The organism is Streptomyces sp. NPDC014894 (assembly GCF_043080985.1).
Lineage (GTDB): Bacteria > Actinomycetota > Actinomycetes > Streptomycetales > Streptomycetaceae > Streptomyces.
The window spans coordinates 71,920-92,736 of sequence record NZ_JBIBWD010000001.1 but is presented as its reverse complement, the minus strand read 5'-3'; the positions used below and the strand labels follow the sequence as shown (position 1 = coordinate 92,736).

At 73.6% G+C, this 20,817-nt stretch carries 16 protein-coding genes; 7 read left to right on the top strand and 9 right to left on the bottom strand.

Translation table 11 applies throughout. The annotated features are described in order from the left end of the window. Window positions 1-36: 36 nt before the first annotated feature. The 5 genes from ACF089_RS00395 to ACF089_RS00375 form a co-directional block, all read right to left on the bottom strand. Window positions 37-1,059, bottom strand: a complete 1,023-nt coding sequence (locus ACF089_RS00395) for an NAD-dependent epimerase/dehydratase family protein (protein WP_392019777.1) — start codon at window positions 1,057-1,059, stop codon at window positions 37-39. After that, complete coding sequence (locus ACF089_RS00390) at window positions 1,053-2,453, bottom strand: aspartate aminotransferase family protein (protein WP_392019775.1); 1,401 nt, start codon at window positions 2,451-2,453, stop codon at window positions 1,053-1,055. Before ACF089_RS00390 ends, ACF089_RS00395 begins: the two co-directional genes overlap by 7 nt. Beyond that, window positions 2,440-3,450, bottom strand: a complete 1,011-nt coding sequence (locus ACF089_RS00385; protein WP_392019773.1) for a lysylphosphatidylglycerol synthase domain-containing protein — start codon at window positions 3,448-3,450, stop codon at window positions 2,440-2,442. Before ACF089_RS00385 ends, ACF089_RS00390 begins: the two co-directional genes overlap by 14 nt. Further along, complete coding sequence (locus tag ACF089_RS00380; protein WP_392019770.1) at window positions 3,447-4,505, bottom strand: glycosyltransferase family 2 protein; 1,059 nt, start codon at window positions 4,503-4,505, stop codon at window positions 3,447-3,449. The genes ACF089_RS00385 and ACF089_RS00380 overlap by 4 nt, the downstream gene beginning before the upstream one ends. 290 nt (window positions 4,506-4,795) lie before the next feature. Further along, window positions 4,796-5,734 carry an aldo/keto reductase gene (locus tag ACF089_RS00375; RefSeq protein ID WP_392019768.1) on the bottom strand — a complete coding sequence of 313 codons (939 nt, stop codon included), beginning with the start codon at window positions 5,732-5,734 and terminating at the stop codon, window positions 4,796-4,798. A gap of 202 nt (window positions 5,735-5,936) precedes the next feature. On the opposite strand from ACF089_RS00375, the gene ACF089_RS00370 reads away from it, so the two are divergent. Then, on the top strand, window positions 5,937-9,305 hold the full coding sequence (locus tag ACF089_RS00370; protein WP_392019765.1) for a S8 family serine peptidase: 3,369 nt from the start codon (window positions 5,937-5,939) through the stop codon (window positions 9,303-9,305). 179 nt (window positions 9,306-9,484) lie between these two features. On the opposite strand, the gene ACF089_RS00365 is transcribed toward ACF089_RS00370, so the two are convergent. The 3 genes from ACF089_RS00365 to ACF089_RS00355 form a co-directional block, all read right to left on the bottom strand. Then, on the bottom strand, window positions 9,485-10,597 hold the full coding sequence (locus ACF089_RS00365; protein WP_392019761.1) for a flavin-containing monooxygenase: 1,113 nt from the start codon (window positions 10,595-10,597) through the stop codon (window positions 9,485-9,487). A gap of 4 nt (window positions 10,598-10,601) precedes the next feature. Further along, the gene (locus ACF089_RS00360) at window positions 10,602-11,306 is read right to left on the bottom strand and encodes a TetR/AcrR family transcriptional regulator (RefSeq protein WP_392019759.1); all 705 of its coding nucleotides are present in this window, start codon (window positions 11,304-11,306) and stop codon (window positions 10,602-10,604) included. Between the two features lie 640 nt (window positions 11,307-11,946). Continuing rightward, entirely contained in the window at window positions 11,947-12,993 is a 1,047-nt protein-coding gene (locus ACF089_RS00355) for a Ku protein (RefSeq protein WP_392021527.1), read from the bottom strand. A gap of 49 nt (window positions 12,994-13,042) precedes the next feature. On the opposite strand from ACF089_RS00355, the gene ligD reads away from it, so the two are divergent. Together ligD and ACF089_RS00345 are read left to right on the top strand one after the other, a co-directional pair. Continuing rightward, a complete protein-coding gene (ligD, locus tag ACF089_RS00350) occupies window positions 13,043-13,918 on the top strand; it encodes a non-homologous end-joining DNA ligase (protein WP_392019757.1) in 876 nt (291 codons plus the stop codon). Beyond that, window positions 13,915-14,865: an ATP-dependent DNA ligase gene (locus ACF089_RS00345; protein WP_392019754.1), complete on the top strand. Its 951-nt coding sequence runs from the start codon at window positions 13,915-13,917 to the stop codon at window positions 14,863-14,865. The genes ligD and ACF089_RS00345 overlap by 4 nt, the downstream gene beginning before the upstream one ends. 275 nt (window positions 14,866-15,140) lie before the next feature. Here ACF089_RS00345 and ACF089_RS00340 read toward each other — a convergent pair whose 3' ends face one another. Further along, entirely contained in the window at window positions 15,141-15,989 is an 849-nt protein-coding gene (locus ACF089_RS00340) for a nuclease-related domain-containing protein (RefSeq protein WP_392019751.1), read from the bottom strand. A gap of 172 nt (window positions 15,990-16,161) precedes the next feature. On the opposite strand from ACF089_RS00340, the gene ACF089_RS00335 reads away from it, so the two are divergent. The 4 genes from ACF089_RS00335 to ACF089_RS00320 all read left to right on the top strand — a co-directional run bounded on the left by ACF089_RS00335 (window position 16,162) and on the right by ACF089_RS00320 (window position 20,807). After that, window positions 16,162-18,300, top strand: coding sequence for a PBS lyase (locus tag ACF089_RS00335; protein ID WP_392019748.1), 2,139 nt, complete (start codon window positions 16,162-16,164; stop codon window positions 18,298-18,300). After that, entirely contained in the window at window positions 18,297-18,659 is a 363-nt protein-coding gene (locus ACF089_RS00330; protein ID WP_392019745.1) for a zinc-ribbon domain-containing protein, read from the top strand. Before ACF089_RS00335 ends, ACF089_RS00330 begins: the two co-directional genes overlap by 4 nt. 109 nt (window positions 18,660-18,768) lie before the next feature. Next, window positions 18,769-19,500 carry a hypothetical protein gene (locus ACF089_RS00325; RefSeq protein ID WP_392019742.1) on the top strand — a complete coding sequence of 244 codons (732 nt, stop codon included), beginning with the start codon at window positions 18,769-18,771 and terminating at the stop codon, window positions 19,498-19,500. Window positions 19,501-19,571: 71 nt separating this feature from the next. Next, window positions 19,572-20,807: an ATP-binding protein gene (locus ACF089_RS00320; RefSeq protein WP_392021524.1), complete on the top strand. Its 1,236-nt coding sequence runs from the start codon at window positions 19,572-19,574 to the stop codon at window positions 20,805-20,807. Window positions 20,808-20,817 lie beyond the last annotated feature (10 nt).

The following is a 20,817-nucleotide window of genomic DNA, read 5'->3' as shown; positions in this document are numbered from 1 at the left end:
CGTTCGGGGCGTCGTTCGCCAGAGTCATGGCCGGCCTCAGAAGAAGATCTTGGCGGCGGAGAGGAGGCCCTGGCTCCACGGGTCCCGGCTGGTGCGGCCGGCGGCGGCGCCGACGGGGCGTTCGTGGTGGGTGGTGCGCCACCATTCGTAGGTGCGGAGGATGGCGTCCTCGTTGGAGAGCTTGGGGGTGAAGCCGAGCCGGGCGGCGGCCTTGTCGATGCTGACGTACGAGTCGTCCATGAGCTTGTGGAGCAGCCGCCCGTACACCGGGGAGAGCCTGGCCCGCTGGAGCCCGGCGAGGACGGTGAGGGCCGGGCGGGCGGGCAGTCCTATGACGCGTTTGCCGTGGCCCGCCGCGTCCAGGACGGCCTGGAAGTCCTCGCGGAGGGTGCGGAACTCGGCCGCCGCGAGATTGTAGGTGTCGTTGGCGACCGCGTCGGGGGCGGTGAGGACGGTGACGACGGCGTCGGTCAGATCGTCGATGCCGAACATCTGGATGCGGACGTCGCCCTTGCCGAGCACGGGGAAGTTCCGCCCCTCCTCCGCCCATTCGAAGAGCATCGAGAAGAGGCCCATCCGCCCGGGCCCGACGAAGGTCTTCGGCCGCAGGATCGGCACGCACATGCCCTCGGCGCGATGGCGTTCGGCGATCTCCTCGGCGGCGGCCTTGGCGCGGCTGTAGGTGTCGACCGGCTCGCGGGGATACTCCTCCGGGGTCGGCACCCGGCGGGGCAGCCCGTACACGGCGGTGGAGGAGATGTGGACGACGCGCGGGGTGCGGGCCGCGCTCGCGGCGGCGAAGACGTTCTCCGTACCGCCGACGATGATGGAGCGGATCTGCTCGTCGGGATAGCTGGGCAGCGCCGCCGCCGCGTGGACCAGCGCGGTGGAGCCGTCCAGCGCGCGTCTCATCAGCGCGCGGTCGCGGATGTCGCCGACGAACTCCACCCCGGGGGCGGCCCGCAGATCGACGCCCCGGACGTGGTGGCCGTCGGCGGTCAGGCGTTCGGCGAGCCGGGAGCCGAGCATGCCGGCGGCGCCGGTGATCGTGATCACCACTGGGATCTCACCTTCTGCTTGATGAATCGGGTCACCAGCCGGTTCAGCCCACGCCCCAGCACCTCGCCCAGCGCGTCGACGGCCCGCTCGGCCTCGGCGGGCGGGGTGACGAGGGAGGGGCCGATGACCAGCGGATTGCGGCCGTTGAGGGTGTAGTACGCGTAGATGTCGTGGTCCTCGTAGAGGGCGTTGATCACCGCGCAGGTCACCAGCTTGGTCTTGAACGCGGGGTCGCGGGCGAGCCCGCCCGGGGCGAGCTTGGCGACCAGGTCGAGGATCTTCGGGCCGCCGTCCACGAAGACGCCCCAGAGCGCGCCCGCGCCGGTGACCTGTCCGACGGCCTCGGGATACTCCTTGGCGAGCCGGGCGAGCCCCGGTTCGAGGACCGCGCCGAGGGCGCGGGCGCGCGCCGGATAGTCGTCCTCCACCGCGATGTTCACCGCCTCCAGCGCGGTCGCGCACTCCTCGCCGAAGCCGTAGTAGGTGGTGGAGGTGGACTGGAGCAGGGCGTCGCCGAGATTGTCGTAGGCGCGGCGGAGCACCGGCTCGCGGGCGATGTAGGCCGAGATGGAGGACTTGCCGCCGCCGAAGGACTTGGAGGTGGTGAGGATGTCGGGGACGAGCCCCTCGTACCGCATGAAGTGGAAGAGGGAGCCGGTCTTGCCCCAGCCGCTGTAGATCTCGTCGAAGATCAGCACGATGTCGTGGCGGGTGCACAGCTCGCGCAGGCCGCGCAGGAACTCCTCGGAGCACTGCTGGACGGTGGAGGCGCTGAACGGCTCGATGAGGATCGCGTAGACGTCGCCGGGGTGGGCGGCCACCGCGTCGCGGACCGAGCCGAGGTCGCCGTAGCGGAAGGTGTCGATCCCGGGGATCGTCGGGAAGGCGAAGGCGTTCTGGCCGGTGAGCCCGCCGGAGCCGAGCAGTTTGCCGTGGAAGGCGCAGTCGGCGCGCAGCACGGTCCCGCGGCCGCCCTTGTGGTACTTGAAGGCCAGTTTCACCGCGCCCTCGACGGCCTCCGCGCCCGAGTTCGGCAGGAAGGACATGGAGAGGTCGCCGGGGAGGATCTCGGCCAGATTGGCGGACAGGGCGGCGAGATAGGGCGAGAAGTAGGTCTTGTGGACCTCCATCCGCTTCTCGCGGGCGAAGCGTTCGCGGGCGGCGAGGATCCGGGGGTGGTTGTGGCCGTGGTTGAGCACGCCGACCCCGCCGGTGAGGTCGAGGACGCGGCGGCCGTCGGAGAGGGTGAGATAGGGGCCCTCGGCGTGGGCGACCAGCTCGCGGCCGAAGCCGAAGGAGGTCATGAGGGAGACCTGGCTCTTGTTCACATGGCGGCGGTAGAGGTCGTGGACCTCTCCGATGTCGAGGTGTTCCGCGTCGTCAAGGGTGTACACGGGGTTCTCCCATCGGGGTCGGTGCGGGTTGCGCGGTCGGGTGGGCGGCTCGCCGCCGCAGTCGGGCCCAGGCGAGGACGACCGCCGAACTGCCCAGCTCGGCGACGACGCAGACGACCCGGCTGGCGATGGCCGCCGTGGCGGCCGTCCCCGCCGGGAGGACGGTGGACAGGGCGGCGGTGATGGTCAGCTCCCGTACGCCCCAGCCGTCCGGGACGATCACCGCGAGGCTGGAGACGACCGCCGCCAGCGCGAACGCGCCGACCGCCGTCGTCAGCCCGGACCACAGGGGGCCGTCCAGGGCCAGCACCAGGAACCAGAGATGGAGCCCGGAGATCAGCCAGGAGGCGACGGCGAGCAGGATCGCCCGCCGTACCGCGCGGTCGGACGGCGGCTCCACGGTCTGCCGGAAGAGCCGCAGCAGCGCGGTCACCGGGCGGGTGGCGAGGGCGGGCCGGACGACGCAGGCGAGGAAGCAGAGGGCGGGGAGGAGGAGCCACGGCCAGTGGCCGGGCAGGGCGGCGGGGGCGGCCAGCAGGCTGACGCCCGCGCCGGTGAGGACGGTCAGGGCGAGCGTGAGGACGTACGCGGAGGTCATCCGGGCCCCGGGGACGCCGGCCGCCCGGCCCTGGGTGACATGGGTGAGCAGGCCCCAGATCCGGCCGGGGACGTATTTGCTGAGCTGCCCCAGGAAGAAGATCCGGGCCGCCGTCAGCCCTTTGACGCCGTGTTCGCCGGGGACCAGCACCCGCCAGGCGTGCACGGCGAGCAGCAGCCCGGCGAGATAGACGGCGACCGACGCGGCGAGCAGCGGTACGGCTTCGGCGCGGGCGAACGCGCGGGCGGCGGCGGGTCCCTCGTCCCGCAGCAGCAGCACCAGACCGATGAGCGCGGCCAGCACGATCACGGGGGTGAGGAACCGGCGCAGCATCCGGTCCAGGGCGGGCGGCAGCGCGGGGCGCGCGGCGCTCGCGGCGGGGTCGGGGGCGCCGCTCACCGGGGGGCGTCCGGGCGTACGGCGGGGCCCGTGGCCGAGCGGGCTGCCGTCGGCGCGGCCGGGGCCGTGGGCGCTGCGGGGCGGGCGGGGGCGCGGGCCCCGGGGCCGAGGGCGGTGCGGGCCGCGCCGACGGCGGCCCCGGTCAGCAGCGCGGTGTGGACGAGGAGATGGAGGCCCGCGGCCCGGGCGGCGAAGGCGGGTCCGTGGCGGCGGGCGGCGAACCGGAGCAGACCGAGGTTGGCCGCGCAGAAGCCGGCGGCGGCGAGGGCGGGGACGGCGGGGCGCGTCGGGAGCAGCGGCAGGGCGGCCAGACAGAGGGCGGCCGCGGCCACCGAGGCGGGGGTGTTGGCGGTGAGGTTCCGCCGGCCGCTGCGGCGGGCCGAGGTCAGCGCGGGCACCAGCAGCAGCGCCCGGCGGTAGGTCTCGGCGAGCAGCGGGAGCAGCCGGTGCTCCTCGTCGTGGCGGGCGACGATCCGGTCGGTGAGGATGATCCGGTAGTGGGGCGCGAGCCGGTCGCTGAACTCCAGGTCCTCCGAGTCGCGCAGGCTCTCGTCGAAGCCGCCGATCCGGTCGAAGACCTCGCGCCGCACGGCGGCCTGGGCCAGGAACGCGGTCTGGGTCTCGCCGACTCCGCGCATCCGCCACCAGTGGGCGTGGAGGACCTTGTACCGCTCGACGGGCCCGTCGTCGTAGAGCGGTTCCGGGGCGATGACCCCGTGGACGCAGCCGCAGCCGGGGTCGGAGCGGAGGATGTCGAGGGCGTTGGCGACGGAGTCGGGGGTGAGGGCCTCGTCGGAGTCGAGAAAGAAGACGATCTCGCCGGTGGCGGCCCGGATTCCGGTGTTCCGGGCGGCCGAGACGCCCTGGTTGCGCTCGTGGCGCAGGAGCGTGCAGGGGCGGGTGCGGGCGATCTCGGCCGTACGGTCGGTGCTGGCGTCGTCCACCACGATGACCTCGTGGATCCGGCAGGTCTGGGCGTGGACCGAGTCCAGGCAGGCGGCCAGGGTGCGGGCGGAGTTGTGGGCCGGTATGACCACCGATACGGAGAGCGTCATACGGACAGTTCAGTCGCTCTCCGTATCGGTCGGTTATCCCTCGGTTATCGGTCGGTTATCGCGTGATTATTGATCGGTTATCGGTCGGCTATCGGCGCGATATCGCCGAACCGGAGGCGATGGGGCGCGGGGGGCGTGGGGCCTGTCCGGGTCCGGGGCGCGGCTTCGGCTCACGGCTCCGGGGCGCGGCTTCGGGTCGCGGCTCCGGGGCGCGGGCTCGGCTTCGGGTCGCGGCTCCGGGGCGCGGGCTCGGCTTCGGGTCGCGGCTCCGGGTCGCGGGCTCGGCCCGCTCAGACGCCCGCCGCGTCCAGGCGGCGGCGCTGGTCCTCGTCCAGGCGGAGTGCGAGCGCCCCCATGACCTCCTCCAGCTGCGCCACCCCGCTGACGCCGACCACGGGGAGGACGGGCGGATCGCTGTCGAGCAGCCAGGCCAGCACGGTCTGGTTCACGCTCGCGCCCAGCTCGGCGGCGATCTCGCGGAGGGCGGCGAGCCGGGGCCCGGTGCCGGGGTGGTCGTAGGCGGCCGGGAGTTCCACGTCGTCGCGGGTGTACGCGCCGGAGAGCAGCGCGCTGTACGCCCAGAGCCGCAGATCGCCCTCGGCGCGCACGTAGTCGCGGAGTTCGGGGGTGACATGGCGGTGGCCCGAGGACGGCAGAGGGGTGTCGAAGCGCGGCTGGAGGTAGGAGTCGCGGTACTGGAGATGGGTGTAGCGCGGGCGGTCCCCGGCGAGCGCGCGGGCGCGCTCCACGCTCCACAGGGCGTGGTTGCTGACGCCCAGCTCCCCCGCCTTGCCCTCCTTCACCAGGTCGGAGAAGACGCCGACGGTCTCCGCCAGGGGGACGTTCCGGTCCTCCACATGGGACCAGTAGACATCCACGCGATCGGTTCTCAGCCGGCTCAGACTGCCCTCGACGGCGGCTCTGAGCGCCTTCTCGGAGAGGCCCTCGACGCCGCCGGGTCCGGCTCCGGACACGGCGGGCCGGCCGCCGGCCTTGGTGCTGAGCACCACGGAGTCCCGCAGACCGCGCCGGGCGAGCCAGTTCCCGAGGGTGGTCTCGCTCTCGTCGCCGGTTCCGCCGGCCGCCCAGTACGCGTAGTTGTTCGCGGTGTCGAGCACCGTACCGCCCAGTTCGGCGAATCGGTCGAGCACGGCGAAGGAGGTGGGCTCGTCCACGGTGGTGCCGAAGGCCAGGGTGCCCAGGGCGATGGTGCGCTGCGGTGTCGTCATACGGCCACTGTGGCAGTTGGAGTTGGCTCGAAGTCAACCTCAACTTCCCACGGGAAACGTTGAGTTCGGGCGCGGAGCCACGGCATACTTCGACACCCCGGGGGGACAGGATGCGTACACCCTGTCGACCAACCCCCCGGCCGGATGAACGAGCCACGTTCGTCCCCTTCGCTCATCTCCAGGGGGAGACTTGCGTAGACAAGTGAACAAAGCGTGCGTCACCACGATCGCCGCGGCTGCCGCCGTGGCACTGACGGCGGGCATGACCGGCCCGGCGTCGGCGATCGAGGAGCGCGCCGACCAGCAGGCCTCGGCCTACGCCGCGGCCGCACAGGGCAAGACCGGTCCGGGGCGCGGCGAGCACCGCGTCGCCCTGATCACCGGCGACCACGTCCTGGTGGACGACAAGGGCCGGGTCACCGGTCTGAAGCGGGCCAAGGGCCGTGAGGACATACCCGTGCAGACCCGCACGGTCGACGGCCACACCTATGTCATTCCCGCCGACGCCGCCAGGCTGATCAGCGAGGGCAAGCTCGACCGCCGGCTGTTCGACGTCACCGAGCTGAGCAAGGCGGAGAGCCGCAAGGCGTACCGCGACGGCCTCAAGGTCATCGTCAGCTACCGGGGGGCCTCGGCCCAGGCGGCCAAGGCCGAGGTGCGGTCCGCGGGCGACACGCAGGTGCGCCGCACGCTCAAGACGCTGAACGCCGACGCCGTCACCACGCCCGGCCAGGACGCGACGGAGCTGTGGGAGGCGCTGACCCGTCCCGGCGACGGCGGGGCGCGCGCCGCCGCGGCGGGCATCAGCTCGGTGTGGCTGGACGGCGTCCGCCGCGCCCACCTCGACAAGAGCGTGGCGCAGATCGGCACGCCGGCCGCCTGGACCGCCGGGTACAAGGGCAAGGGCGTCAAGATCGCGGTGCTGGACACCGGCGTCGACGACACCCACCCGGACCTCAAGGACCAGGTGATCGGGGCGGCGAACTTCACCTCGTCCCCCGACACCAAGGACCGCTACGGACACGGCACCCACGTCGCGTCCATCGCGGCGGGCACCGGGGTGAAGTCGGGCAAGCACAAGGGCGTCGCCCCGGAGGCCAAGGTCCTCAGCGGCAAGGTCCTGAACGACTACGGCTCGGGCGACGACTCCGGCATCATCGCGGGCATCGACTGGGCCGTGGCGCAGGGCGCGGACGTCATCAACATGAGCCTCGGCGGCATGGACACCCCCGAGGTGGACCCGCTCGAAGCCCATGTGAACAAGGTGACGGCGGAGAAGGGCGTGCTCTTCGCCATCTCCTCCGGCAACGACGGTCCGGGCGCGGGCACGGTCGGCTCCCCGGGCAGCGCGGACTCCGCGCTGACCGTCGGCGCGGTCGACGACAAGAACAAGCTGGCCGACTTCTCCAGCATCGGCCCCCGGGTCGGCGACGGAGCGATCAAGCCGGACGTCACCGCCCCCGGCGTGGACACCACGGCCGCCTCCGCCAAGGACAGCCTGATCGCGGGCCAGGTCGGCGAGAAGCCCGCGGGCTATCTCACGATCTCCGGCACCTCGATGGCCGCCCCGCACGCGGCCGGCGCGGCGGCGCTGCTCAAGCAGCAGCACCCGACGTGGAAGCCCGAGCAGATCAAGGGCGCGCTCACCGGCTCCGCCAAGGACGGCAAGTACTCCGCCTTCCAGCAGGGTTCGGGCCGGATCGCCGTCGACCAGGCCATCAAGCAGACCGTGATCGCCGAGCCGGTCTCGGTGAGCTTCGGCGTGCAGCAGTGGCCGCACACCGACGACAAGCCCGTCACCAAGGACGTCACCTACCGCAACCTGGGCGACAAGGACGTCACGCTCAGCCTGACGGCCTCGGCGCTCGACCCGAAGGGCAAGCCCGCTCCGGCCGGCTTCTTCACCCTCGGCGCGAAGACCGTGACCGTCCCGGCCGGCGGCACGGCGAGCGTCCGGCTGACGGCCGACACCCGCCTCGGCGGCACCGTCGACGGCGCCTACTCGGCGACCGTCGTCGCGACCGGCGGCGGGCAGACCGTCCGCACGGCCGCCGCGGTCGACCGCGAGGTCGAGTCGTACGACCTGACCGTCACGCACATCGGACGGGACGGCAAGCCGTCGGCCGACGCGCGCAGCTCCATCTTCGGGTCCGGTGCGAGCGGGGCCCGCTGGTACGACCTCCAGGACCCGTCCGGCGTCCAGACGGTCCGTGTGCCCAAGGGCGAGTACATCCTCGAGGGCCTCGCCGCGATCGACCCGCAGGACTGGTCGAAGGGCCTGGACCTCGTCATCCAGCCCAAGCTGAACATCACCAAGAAGACGGCCGTCACCGTCGACGCGCGTACGGCCAAGCCGGTCGACGTGAAGGTGCCGAACGCCAAGGCCAAGACGTCGTACGCGATGTTCGAGTTCACGAAGCTGTTCTCGAACGGCGGCGGCCTCTCCAGCGGCTACTTCCTGAACTCCTTCTCCGACGTGAACACCACGCACCTCGGTCCGGAGGTCACCGACGGATCGCTCACCCAGGCCTGGGCGGGGCAGTGGACGACCGGCGACAGCGAGTACAACACGCTGAGCGGCGGCACGGTCAAGAAGATCCCGGCCGGTCATGTCAAGCACTACAAGACCGGTGAGCTGGCCAAGATCAAGGCCGGGCTCGGGGCGTCCTCCAAGGACAAGGGCAAGAAGGCCGAACTGCTGGTCTGGGGACGGCTGCACAAGGACGGCGGCAGCGTCGCCTCCAGCGTCCCGGTCAACGTGCCCGGCAACCGGACGGTGTACGTCTCCACCAACTCGAACTCGAACTGGGAGCTGGACTACCGCCAGATCCAGGGCGAGGACGAGGACGGCTGGCCCGTGTACGCGTCGGGTCACACCACCGTGCCGAAGAAGTACGCGGCCGGTAAGTCGTACGAGGTGAAGTTCAACACCGGCGTGCACGGCCCCGTGGTCGGCAAGGACGTCGGCGTCTTCCGCAAGGGCAACGAGCTGGTCGGCTCGGTGCCGGTGTTCGGCGACGGCTCGGGTCACTACGGCTGGTCCGACTACTCCTCGGTGAAGACCACGCTCCACCGCGGCAAGACCAAGGTCGGCCAGCACGACGACCCGCTCTACGGCGAGAAGGCCTTCAAGGTCGGCGCGGCCGACGCCGGGTACACCCTGGCGACGTCCGTGAAGCGTGACGCCAAGATCGGCAAGGCGGCCAGCCGGATCGACGCCAACTGGACCTTCCGCTCCAAGAAGCCCGCGGGGAACAAGACCTCGCAGGTGCAGCTCTCCACCGCCCGCTTCGGCGCGCAGGTGGGCCTGGACAGCACGGTCGCGGCCGGCAAGACCCAGTCGGTGCCCGTCATCGTCCAGGGTCCGGCGGCGGGCAAGGGGCTCAAGTCCCTGACCGTCCAGGTCTCCTACGACCAGGGCAAGAGCTGGAAGAAGGTGTCCGTCAAGAAGGGCAAGGTCAGCCTGAAGAACCCGGCGAAGGGCAAGGGGATCTCCCTGCGCGCCGACGTCACGGACACCAAGGGCAACAAGTCGCACGTGACCGTCTACAACGCCTACCTCGGCAAGTAGTCGCCACCGCGAGACACACTCCGCCGGTCGAACCGGCGATCAAGGCGGCGGTCCACCGGAATTCTCCGGCGGGCCGCCGCTGTCGTGTTCGCTCGCGTCGTCGTCGTCGCGTCGTCGCGTCGTCGCGAGGTGTCCGCGCGGGTCCCGCGATCACCTCGCGTCGTGAGGGGCGGGCCCGGTCACACGCGGGCGGCCTCCCGGGCGGTGCGGGGGCGCGGGAGGAGGGCGGGGCGGGATCCGGCCACACGGCGGCGGAGACTGCGGGCGATGTGGGCGGCGTCCGTGCCGACGCCGTACAGCGCGTTGGAGAACAGCGTGTGCTGGCCCTCGATCCCGAGATACGCGAGCCCGGGGTGGCTGGTGGAGAGGCCGTGGCGCTGCCGGGGCGTGCCGTCCGGGCGCAGTGCGCCGAGCGGCCGAAGATACTCCAGCGCGGGGCGGTACCCCGTACCCAGGACGATCGTGTCCACCCGCTCCCGGGTCCCGTCGGCCCAGAGCAGTTCGCCGCCCTCCGCGCCGGTGAACATCTCCCGGCGCTCCGGCCGGCCCCGGTCGAAGGCGGTCCGGTAGACGCCGTCGAAGTCGGGGATGTGGTTGTACTTCGACAGGGGCGGCAGCAGCGGGGCGATCGGCAGCCGGCACACCGCGTCCACCATCTTCCAGACCGGCTCCCGGGTCGGGCCGAGCTTCCAGGTCGAGAAGTTGAGCGGGCGGCGGCTGGCGATGGAGCTGTGCGCGTGGCCGGACAGCTCGTACGCGATCTGGACGGCGGAGGTGCCCGAGCCGACCACGACCACCCGCTGTCCGGCGAAGGGACCCGGCGCGCGGTACTCGCTGGAGTGGATCACCCGGCCGGTGAAGTCGGCGAGGCCCGGCAGTTCGGGCCGGTGCGGATTCTGGAAGTTGCCGGTGGCCGCGACCGCCACCGTCCCGTGGAAGCGGGAGCCGTCGGCCGTCTCGGCCACATAGCCCCGGCGGTCCGCGACGACGGACACCACGCGCTGCCCGGTGCGGATGTCGCAGTCCAGCCGGGAGGCGTAGCGGCGTAAGTAGGCGACCACCTCGTCGCGGGCCGGGAAGTGCCCCGGGTCGCCGGGGAAGGGCATCCCGGGGAGGGAGAAGATCCGCAGCGGGGTGAAGGCGGTCAGGCTGTCGTAGTAGTGGGGCCAGGAGCCGACCGGTTCCTCGCCCGCCTCCAGGACGATCGGGGCGAAGCCCTGGTTCCGCAGGGCGTAGGCGGCGCCGAGGCCCGACTGGCCGCCGCCGATGACGATCGCCGTGTCCGTGTGCATGGGGCTACTCCTCCGGTGGTGGGTACTGGTGGGTGAGAAGGCCGTCGGCGACCGCGTCGACGGCCCGGTCGACCAGATGGACGAGGGACTGGGAGCCGCCGATGCGGTGCCAGTGGGTGAAGCAGGCGCGGATCGCGCCCTCGACGACGCAGTACAGCAGCAGCGGGCGGGGGTCCTCGGGCGCGCAGCCGATGCGGCGGGCGACCGCGGCGACCAGCCGGCGTTCGTCCTCGGCCTCCAGGGCGACCAGCCGGCTGATCAGCGAGGGGTGGTCCGTCATCACCGTCAGCCGGGTCAGCCACTCCTCGCGCTCGGCGTCGACGGACTCCAGCTCCGCCCGCCAGGCCCGGGCGAGCGCGCGCACGGGGTCCGTCTCCGGCGGGGCGGCGAGGACCCGTTCGACGGTTTCGGCGTCGCGCTCGGCCTGGTCCGGGTAGGGCAGGAGGAGGGCGTCCTCCTTCGAGCCGAAGTAGTTGAAGAACGTCCGCGCGGACAGGCCCGCCGCCCCGCTGATGTCCTCGACCGTCACCCGATCGAGCCCGCGCTCCGCGACCAGCCGCAGCGCGGTGGCGGCGAGGAGGCGGTGGGTGTGGCGGCGCTTGCGTTCGCGGAGGCCGAGGGGGGGTGCTTGGGCGCCGGGGGCGGCGGGGGCGGCGGGGTGGGGGTCGCCGGGGGCGGCGGGGGGCTCGGGGGGTTGGGTGGGGGGCACGTGGTCGACGGTAGTCGTGTTTGTGCAGGGGCTGCAATATTACGTGATGTGCAAGGTTTTTGGGGTGGGGGTCGAGCTGGGTGCGGGGTCATCGGCTGGAGGTTCGTCCTCAAGCGCCGGACGGGCTGGGGTGGCCGCACAGGTCTGGAGGCGGGCACACCGGCTCACTGTCCGTCCTCAAACGCCGGACGGGCTGGGGGTGGACGCACGGGGCCGGAAAGGGTGGCCGTGCAGGTCCGGAGGCGGGCACACCGGATCGACGTCCGTCCTCAAACGCCGGACGGGCTGAGATTGACGGCACGGGGTGGGAGTTCGCGGCACGCAGGGCGGGAGTGGGGCGCGGGTCCGAGCTGGGTGCGGGGGCAACGGCTCGCCGTCCGTCCTCAAGCGGCGGACGGGCTGAGATTGACGGCACAGGGTGGGAGTTCGCGGCACGCAGGGCGGGGGTGGGGCGCGGGTCCGAGCTGGGTGCGGGGGCAACGGCTCGCCGTTCGTCCTCAAGCGCCGGACGGGCTCAAATGGGCGCCAGGTCCGGAGGCGGGCACACCGGCTCACTGTCCGTCCTCAAACGCCGGACGGGCTGGGGTGGACGCACGGGGCCGGAAAGGGTGGCCGCGCGGGGCTGGAAACGGGGCCGGGGTCAGGAGGCGTGTTTTGACGTGGATTTTTTGGCGGGGGTTTTTTTGGCGGGGGGCTTTTTCGAGGGGGGTTTGGCGGTGTCGGTGGGTGACTTCGGGGATTTCGAGGTGGATTTGACGGTGGACTTCGCGGTGGGTTTCGCGGCGGAGCGCTTGGTGGAGGACTGCTTGGAGGTGGACTTCCGGGCCGTGCCGGCGCCCGTCCCGGACGCCGCCTTCTTCCGGGTCTTGATCGGGGTCACCTCGGCGACGCGGTCGCCGTCGCCCCCGCGGGCCTCCTTCGCGGCGCGCACGCTGCCCTCCAGCGCGGCCATCAGGTCGATGACCTTTCCGCCGGGGCGCTCGGCGCCCGCCGTCTCGGGGAGCGCGCCGCCGCCCTCGGCCTTGGCCGCGATCATGGACTCGACGGCCTCGCGGTAGTCGTCGTGGAGCGACTCCATGTCGACCTCGCCGAGGGTGTCCATCAGCGCGTCCGCCAGGTCGAGTTCGGCGTCGCGCACCGTGACCTCGGACTCGGGGGCCACCCCCTCGGGGGTGCGGATCTCGTCGGGCCAGAGCAGCCCGTGCATGGCGATCACATCGTCCACGACCCGGAGCATGCCCAGCCGCTCCCGCCCCCGCAGGGCGAACTTCGCCAGCGCCACCTTCTCGCTCCGCTTCAGGGCCTCGCGCAGCAGGGTGTACGGCTTGGCGGCGGGCACGCCGTTGGCGGAGAGGTAGTACGCCGCGTCCATCTGGAGCGGGTCGATGGAGGACGCGGGGACGAAGGCCACGATCTCGATCGTCTTCGCCGTGGGCAGGGGCAGCGCCGCCAGATCCTCGTCCGTGATCGGGATCATCGACCCGTCGGCCTCCTCGTACGCCTTGCCGATCTCCGCCGCCGGGATCTCCTTCTCCTCCAGCTCGCAGACCTTGCGGTAGCGGATCCGGCCGCCGTCGGCGGTGTGGATCTGCCGGAAGGAGACGGAGTGGTTCTCGGTGGCGTTCACCAGCTTGATCGGGATGCTGACCAGCCCGAAGGAGATGGCCCCGTTCCATATGGATCGCACCATGAGTCCCTCTCATCCGAAATTTCGGTATTCATGGGATTCTCATCGTATGACGCCGATCACAGAGGTGGCTGGGCGGCGGCTGGCGCTCAGCAATCTCGACAAGGTCATCCACCCGGCGACCGGCACCGCCAAGGGCGAGATGCTGCACTACTACGCCGTCACGGCCGAGGCGCTGCTCCCCCATCTGAGGGACCGGCCGGTCTCCTTCCTGCGGTATCCCGACGGGCCCGGGGGGCAGCTCTTCTTCACCAAGAATCCGCCGCCCGGTACGCCATCGTGGGTACGGACCGCCCCGGTGCCGCACTCGGACGACCCGGGGGCCCGGCAGGTGGTCGTGGACGATCTGCCGTCGCTGATGTGGGCGGCGAACCTGGTGGTGGAGTTCCACACTCCGCAGTGGACGGCGGAAACCCCCGGCGTCGCCGACCGGATGGTCTTCGATCTCGACCCCGGCCCCCCGGCCTCCGTCGCGGACTGCTGCGCGGTGGCGCTGTGGCTGCGGGAGCGGCTGGCGGCGGACGGCCTGGAGGCCTGGGCGAAGACCTCGGGCTCCAAGGGGCTGCATCTGCTGGTGCCGATCGTGCCGACGCCGTCCGGGGAGGTCTCGGCGTACGCGAAGGGGCTGGCCGTGGAGGGCGAGGAGGCGCTGCCCCGGCTGGTGGTGCACCGGATGGCGCGGGCGCTGCGGCCGGGGAAGGTCTTCGTCGACCACAGCCAGAACGCCGCCGCCAAGACCACCGCCGCCCCCTACACCCTGCGGGCCCGCCCCGCGCCGACCGTGTCCACGCCGCTCACCTGGGAGGAGGTGGAGGGCCGCCGGAATCTGGACTGCCGGCTCGGCGATCTCTCACCCCGGCTCGACCGGTACGGCGATCTGCTCGCGCCGCTGACCGATCCCGGCCGGGCCCGGCCGCTGCCATGACCCCGCCGCCCGCCCACGCCGGCTCCCCGCTCCGGCCGCCGCTGCGGGTCGCCCGCGCGGAGTCGGTCAGCCTGCTGCCGCGCGGCGCGAACCTCGCGTACGAGCCGAAGTTCGACGGCCACCGGATGCTGATCTTCCGGGTGGACGGGGAGTCGGTGCTCCAGGCGCGGTCCGGGCGGATCGTCACCGCCGCGTTCCCGGATCTGGCGGAGGCGGCCGGTCCGCTGCCGGAGGGCACCGTGCTCGACGGCGAGGTGGTGGTGTGGTCCGAGGGGCGTACGGACTTCGCCGCCGTACAGCGCCGGGCCACGGCCGCCCCGGGGCGCGCGCCCTCGCTCGCGCGCCGACTGCCGGCCTCGTACGCCGCCTTCGATCTGCTCGCGGAGGGCGGGGAGGATCTGCGGGGGTTCACGTACGAGCAGCGGCGGCGACGGCTGGTCGCGCTGCTCGCGCCGCTGGGGCCGCCGCTCCAGGCGGTGCCGATGACCACGGATCCTGACGAGGCGGCCGAGTGGTACCGATCGCTGCCCGCGATCGGCGTCGAGGGGCTGGTGATCAAGCGGATCGACCAGACGTACCAGACCCGTCACAGCGGGGCGCGGGCCTGGCGGAAGCTGCGTCACACCGCCGTGCGGGACGCGGCGGTCGTCGGGTTCACCGGCCCGGCCGAGCGGCCGCACGCCCTGGTGGTGACGGTGCCCGACGACGACGCGCCGGTGGTCTCCGGGCCGCTCGCCCCGGCGCTGCGGCCCCAGGCCGCCGCCGCGCTGCCGCCGCTCCTGCCCGTACCGGACGAGGAGCCCCGGGCCATGGCCGTCGGGCGGGGCGAGATCGGCTACCGGCCGGTGGAGCCGGGGCTCATGGCCGAGGTCGAACAGCGCACCACCCGGCACGGCGCGACCACGGTCGTCCGGCTGCGGCTGCCCCAGGACCTCGACGGCGACTGACCGCCGCGCGGCCGGGCCCGGACCCGCCGAGGAGGATCCGGGCCGGGCGGACGATCCGGCGGGGAGGCGCGGGACCGTCAGCGGTACGGCCCGGGCGATCCGACCGGAAGACGCGGGACCGTCAGCGGTACGGCCCGGGCGATCCGACCGGAAGACGCGGGACCGCCAACGGGCCGACCGGACGATCCGACCGGAAGACGCGGGACCGTCAGCGGTACGGCCCGGGCGGCGGTCGCGGGCCGGGGGGGCCGGCCGGCCGGCCCCGGGCGCCCGCCTCAGGTCTTCGACCACGCGCCTCGGTCGCGGGCCGCGGCGTAGAGCGAGTCGACGTCGGCGGGCTTGTGGAGCGCGGCGAGGGAGGTCAGGGAGGGGATCTCGCGCTCGCTCAGGACGCGGACCCCGGCGGGGCGGGAGAGCAGCTCCAGACGGGCGGCGCCCACCACGGCGAGGACCGGGGCGACGGCCACCGCCAGGGCGTGGGAGGCCCGTTCGGCGCGGCGGCGGGTGAGGCGGAGGAGCGGGACGGGCTCGGTGCGGCCGGTGCGTACCGTCAGGCCCTCGATCCGGACCCGCAGCCGGTGGGCCGGGAGGGTGTGCACGGCGAGCACGCCGCCCGGGCCGACGGCGAGATGGTCGATCCGGTCCCCGCCGGGCAGCGGCACCGAGTGCAGCACGCGCCAGCCCGCGCCCTCCAGCCGGTCCAGCTCCCCGCCGATCGTCTCCTCGGCCGCGAGCCGGGCGAATCGCGCGTGGTCCGGGCCGCGCCGGGAGAGCCGGCCGGGCGGCTCCCGTCCGGCGAGCTCGCCGAGGAGCGCCTCGCCGGGACGGTTCGGGGCGAGGTCGTCGTCGGGGTGGAGCGAGAGGCGGAGGAGATCGGCCGAGGTGGGCACCGGCGGCGGGCCGATGGCGACGTCCCCGGTGAGATAGGGCGCGAGCGCGGCGATGACCTCCTCGCGGCGGGCCTCGTGCACCAGGCTGATCCGGCCGCCGTCGTGCGGGTCCCCCACCGGATCCCCGTCGCCGCCGGACTTCTCGTACCAGGCCGCGTGACGGCCGTCGGGCAGCGTGACATAGAGCCGATAACGGCCCTTCTCCCGGGCCGGCGTCACCCTTAATCGCGGCATGCCGCAACCCCCGATCTCCGACTGACCCTATCGACCATGGGAACAGGTGTGGGGCCTTCTGGGCAATATCCCCTCGATGTTCGAGCGGTGGTGCAGACTCTCCCCAAGCGCTCGGTGCCGGCGCCCGGTTCGGGGCGCGGAAGGGCGCGCACGGCTCTTGGGAGGGGGCGGCGTGTTCGGGGGAATGGACGAGGTCGACTGGGCCGCGCTGGAGCATGCCTACGGCCCGGCGGACGATGTGCCGGAGCTGCTGAGGGGACTGGCGTCCGAGGATCCGGCGGAGCGCGAGGCCGCCCTCGACGGGATGTACGGAGCGGTGCACCACCAGGGCGATGTGTACGACGCGACGCTGGCCTGCATACCGTTCCTGCTGGAACTGGCGGCCGATCCCGAGGTCCAGGACCGCGGGGGCATCGTCGAGCTGCTGACCAGCATCGGCGGGATCGATCTGGACGGCGACGACGAACTCGATCCGGACGCGGAGGACTTCGAGTACGCGGCGAACTACGCGATGGCGGCCTCGGCGGTCACCGCGGGCGCGGACGTCTTCCTCGCGCTCGTCGACTCCGACGACCGGGGCGTGCGGCTCACCGCCCCGCTGGCGCTGGCCGCCCTGCACGGCGAACCGGAGCTGGTGCTCGGGCTGCTGCGGGAGCGGCTGAAGATCGAGCAGGATCCGGAGGTGCGGTTCGCCTGTGTGGAGGCGGCGGGCCGGATAGCGCTGCGGCACGGCGCGCTCGCCGCCGAGGTCGTGGAGTGGCTGGTCGAGCTGGCCCATATGCCCTGCGCGCCGCGTCCGACGGGCGCGCCGCCCACGCGCCCCGCGGCCCCGGGCGGCTGGGGCACGCACGCGGCGTACGACGCGGGGCTGCGGCTCTCGGCCCTCGCCCAGCTGGCGCGGTGCGCGCCGCAGTCGCTGCCGCCGGACGTGGTGCCGGGGGTGACGGGCCTGCTGCGGGAGCTGCGCGCGCGGCCGGCGGCCCCGGGCGGCGGCGCCCCGGCGGCCGGGCGGGGCGGCCGGGGCGCGCCCTGGACCGGGGATCTGCTGCGGACGCTCCACTCCGGGCTCGGCGACCGGGTCGCGGACCGGACGGCGCTGCTGGCCGATCAGCTGTCCAGCCCCGACCCCGGGCAGCGGATCGACGCCGTCCGGATGAGCAGCGGTCTGCTGCGCACCTGGCGCGGGGAGTACGGCGGGCTGGTCGGGCTGATCGGGGAGCAGCTCGCCGACAAGGAGCCCCGGCTCGCGGACGCCGCCGCCGTCGCCCTCGGCGAGCTGTTCGGGCTCGCCGCGCCGGCCGCGGACGCGCTCGCGGACTTCGTGACCGCCGATCCCGGCTGCTGGGTGCAGGAGTGGGCGAGCGGCCCCCGGATGCTGGGCAGCGCGGTGGCGGCGCTGGCCCGCGCGGGCGACGCGCGGGCGGTGCCGGTGCTGGCGCGGATGCTGGAGCTGCCGGAGGCCCCGCAGGATCTCGGCTATGTGCTGGACCATCTGGGCCCGGCGGCGGCCCCCCTCGCCCCGGCGCTGCGCGGCCGGCTGGCCGAGACCGAGCTGGACGACCGGCTCTACGACGTGGCCGGTCCGCTGCTGTACGGGCTCACCGCGCTGCGGGCGTCCGAGGCGGTGCCGGAGGTGCTGCGGATACTGCGGGGCGCGCCCGAGTACCGCCGGGAGTGGGTGGTGGAGCTGGTGCTCAGGGCGCTCGCCGCGTTCGGTCCGGCAGCCGGGGAGGCGATACCGGATCTGCGGGCGCTGCTCGGCCGGGCGGCGCGTTCGGGCCGGCCGCCGGGCGCGTTCGGGGCGAAGGCGGCGGCGGCGCTGTGGGCGGTGGAGGGCGAGGCGGGCGCGGTGCTGCCGACGCTGCGGGCGGCGCTCGCCTCGGCGGACTCCGGGGCCCGCCGCTCGGCGGCCGGGGTGCTGGGGACGATGGGCCTTGCCGCCCGGCCGGCCGTCCCCGAGCTGAGACTCCTGCTGCGCTCGGCCGATCCGTGGACCCGGGTGGACGCGGCGCTGGCGCTGTGGCGGGTGACCGGGGCGGCCGAGACCGCCTGGCGGGTGCTGGCCCAGTCCTGGGCCGCCGTGCCGTTCACCCGGGTCCCGATCGCCGAGCGGCTGGCGGAGCGGACGGGGGCGGCGGGGCGGCCGACGGCGGAGCGCGCCGAGGGCGCGGAGCGGGTGCTGCGCGCCGAGCTGTCCCGGGCCCGGCGGCACAACGCGATCGACGGGGGATACGGCAGCCATGACATCGTGAGGGACGAGAGGCTGCTGGCCCTGTGCCGGCGGGCGCTGACCGAGAGGCCGACCGCATGATCATTTTCGGTACCAAGGGGTACCTCCACCAGCTGGCGATACTGACCCTCGTGTGCGGTTCGTGCGGCAACCCCTCCGCGCACACGCTCCGTAAGAGGGTCGGCAAGTTCACGCTGTTCTTCGTCCCGCTCTTCGCGTACTCGACCTCGTTCGCGACGCAGTGCACGTTCTGCGGCGCGGAGCGGAAGGTGACCCGGGAGGAGTCGGACCGGCTGCTGGCCCAGAGCGCGGCGGTACCGGGGCCGACGGGGTCCCCGAACCCGGCGCAGGGCTTCCAGGGCGGTGCGCCGTACGGCGGCCGGGACACGTCCCAGGGCGGTCAGCAGGGCCCGCAGGGTGGCAATCCGTACCAGCGTTGACGCGCGGGGCCCGGCGCCACGGGCCGGCGGGCGGTGCGCAACGTTCGCGAAATGTCCCTGCGCATAAGGTGGGCGGGCCGCACCGGACCACCGCACCGCCAGGAGAATCTTGCGCCCGCCCCGACCGCTCACCGCCGTTCTGCTGACGGCGGTCGCCGCGACGGCGCTGGCGGGCTGCGGCGACGCGGGCGGGCTCCAGAGCGCGGGCCCGACCGCGACGGCCACCGGGCCGGTGCGGCTGTGGCCCGGCCTGCCGCCGGTCACCGCTCCGCCGTACGACTACGGGGAGGCGGACACGGCGCTGGTCCGGGGGGTTAAGGTGCCCGCCGGCGGGGTGCGTGCCCTGGATCCGGTCGCCGTGCTGCGGGCCGAGGAGGGGACGGCTTCCGGCGCCCGCGCGGGGATCGACGGGATCTATCAGGAGACCGTGGAGAAGCTCCGTACCTGCGGGACGAAGCCGGACGCGTGTCCGGTGCTCACCCCGCACCGCCGTGATCTGACCGGGGACGGCCGGGAGGAGCTGATCATCGGGATCACCATGCCCGAGCAGCAGACGGCGGTCCGCTGCTACATGCCGGACGCGCGGGGCCGGCTGACGCGGATCATGGCCACCTCCGACCAGCTGGTGAGCGTGGCGCTGGCGGGCCGGGACATCATCCTGCGCTCGGTGTCGGCGGGGATCCCGGGCTACGAGTACCGCACGGTCTGGTCCTGGGACGGCAGACATCAGGCGATGCTCCAGACCAGCGACGAGATCGTCCGGGTGAAGCCGCGCTCCGGCGAGCGGCCCTCGGGCGCCGGGGCGTCCGGCGCGCCCGCGGATCCGGCGGGTCAGCGGTGAGCCGCCCGAGGCTGCGGCTGCCGCGCTGGACGGCGACGCTCACCTGGAAGGCCGCGCTCTTCATCACCGTGATGTGCTGCGCCCTCGCCGCGCTGCTGGGCGCGCTGGTGCACGCGGCGGTGACCACGCAGACGGTGGACCGGGCCCGGGAGAAGGCGCTGGGCAGGCTGGGGGAGGTCACCGAGGCGTACGAGGCGGGCGAGCCGCTGCCCCCGTACGCCGGGGTGAGTCCCGAGGGGCTGCCCGCCGCGCTGCACGATCTCGCCCTGCGCGGGGAGCGCGGCACGATGGTGAGCACCCACCGGTCGCGTCCGACGATGTGGGCGGCGGGCCCGGCGGACGGCCGGGCGCTGGCCGTACGGATCGACTACACCCTCAGCGCCCGGACGATCACCGGCCTGGACCGGGCGATCGTGGGCTCGTCGGTGCTGGCCATCGGGGCGACGCTGCTGGTGGGCGCGTTCGCCGTCACCCGGGTCACCCGCCGGCTGCATCTGACCGCGCAGGTGGCGCGGCGGATCAGCGCGGGCGATCTGGACGCGCGGGTCAACGATCCGCGCACCGAGGACCCCACCCGCCCGCAGGACGAGGTGGCGACGGTGTCCGGCGCGCTGGACACGATGGCGTCGTCGCTCCAGAACAAGCTGCTGAGCGAGCAGCGCTTCACCGCGGACGTCGCCCATGAGCTGCGCACCCCGCTGACAGGTCTGTCGGCGGCGGCCGAGCTGCTGCCGGAGGGGCGTCCGACGGAGCTGGTGCGGGACCGGGTGCGGACGATGCGGACGCTGACCGAGGATCTGCTGGAGATCTCCCGGCTCGACGCGGGCCGGGAGAGGGTGGATCTGGACGTGCACGAGCTGGGGAGTCTCGCCGAGCGGGTGGTGCGGGCCTCGGGGACCGAGACCGAGGTGCGGGTGGTGCGGGACACGGCCGTGGAGACGGACCGGCGGCGGCTGGAGCGGGTGCTCGGCAATCTGGTCGCCAACGCGCACCGGCACGGCGGCGGGCCGGTGGTGCTGACCGTGGACGGGCCGGTGGTGACGGTCGAGGACCGGGGGCCGGGCTATCCGGCGTATCTGCTGGAGCACGGTCCGGCGCGGTTCCGCACCGAGGGCGGCAGCGGCAAGGGGCACGGTCTGGGGCTGACGATCGCGGCGGGGCAGGCGGCGGTGATCGGCGCGGAGCTGGTGTTCCGGAACGCGCCGGGCGGGGGCGCGGTGGCCCGGGTCGATCTGGCCCCGAGCCGTGCGGCCCACCACGCCGCGCACCACCCGGCACAGTCAACACAGGTGACACAGGGCGCATAAGGGACATAAG

Bases quoted from the DNA above. Each gene is read 5' to 3' on its own strand.
- ACF089_RS00330 (WP_392019745.1), top strand. From the start codon at position 18,297: ATGATCATTTTCGGTACCAAGGGGTACCTCCACCAGCTGGCGATACTG.
- ACF089_RS00365 (WP_392019761.1), bottom strand. From the start codon at position 10,597: ATGCACACGGACACGGCGATCGTCATCGGCGGCGGCCAGTCGGGCCTC.
- ACF089_RS00320 (WP_392021524.1), top strand. From the start codon at position 19,572: ATGTGCTGCGCCCTCGCCGCGCTGCTGGGCGCGCTGGTGCACGCGGCG.
- ACF089_RS00380 (WP_392019770.1), bottom strand. From the start codon at position 4,505: ATGACGCTCTCCGTATCGGTGGTCATACCGGCCCACAACTCCGCCCGC.
- ACF089_RS00345 (WP_392019754.1), top strand. From the start codon at position 13,915: ATGACCCCGCCGCCCGCCCACGCCGGCTCCCCGCTCCGGCCGCCGCTG.
- ACF089_RS00340 (WP_392019751.1), bottom strand. From the start codon at position 15,989: ATGCCGCGATTAAGGGTGACGCCGGCCCGGGAGAAGGGCCGTTATCGG.
- ACF089_RS00375 (WP_392019768.1), bottom strand. From the start codon at position 5,734: ATGACGACACCGCAGCGCACCATCGCCCTGGGCACCCTGGCCTTCGGC.
- ligD (WP_392019757.1), top strand. From the start codon at position 13,043: ATGACGCCGATCACAGAGGTGGCTGGGCGGCGGCTGGCGCTCAGCAAT.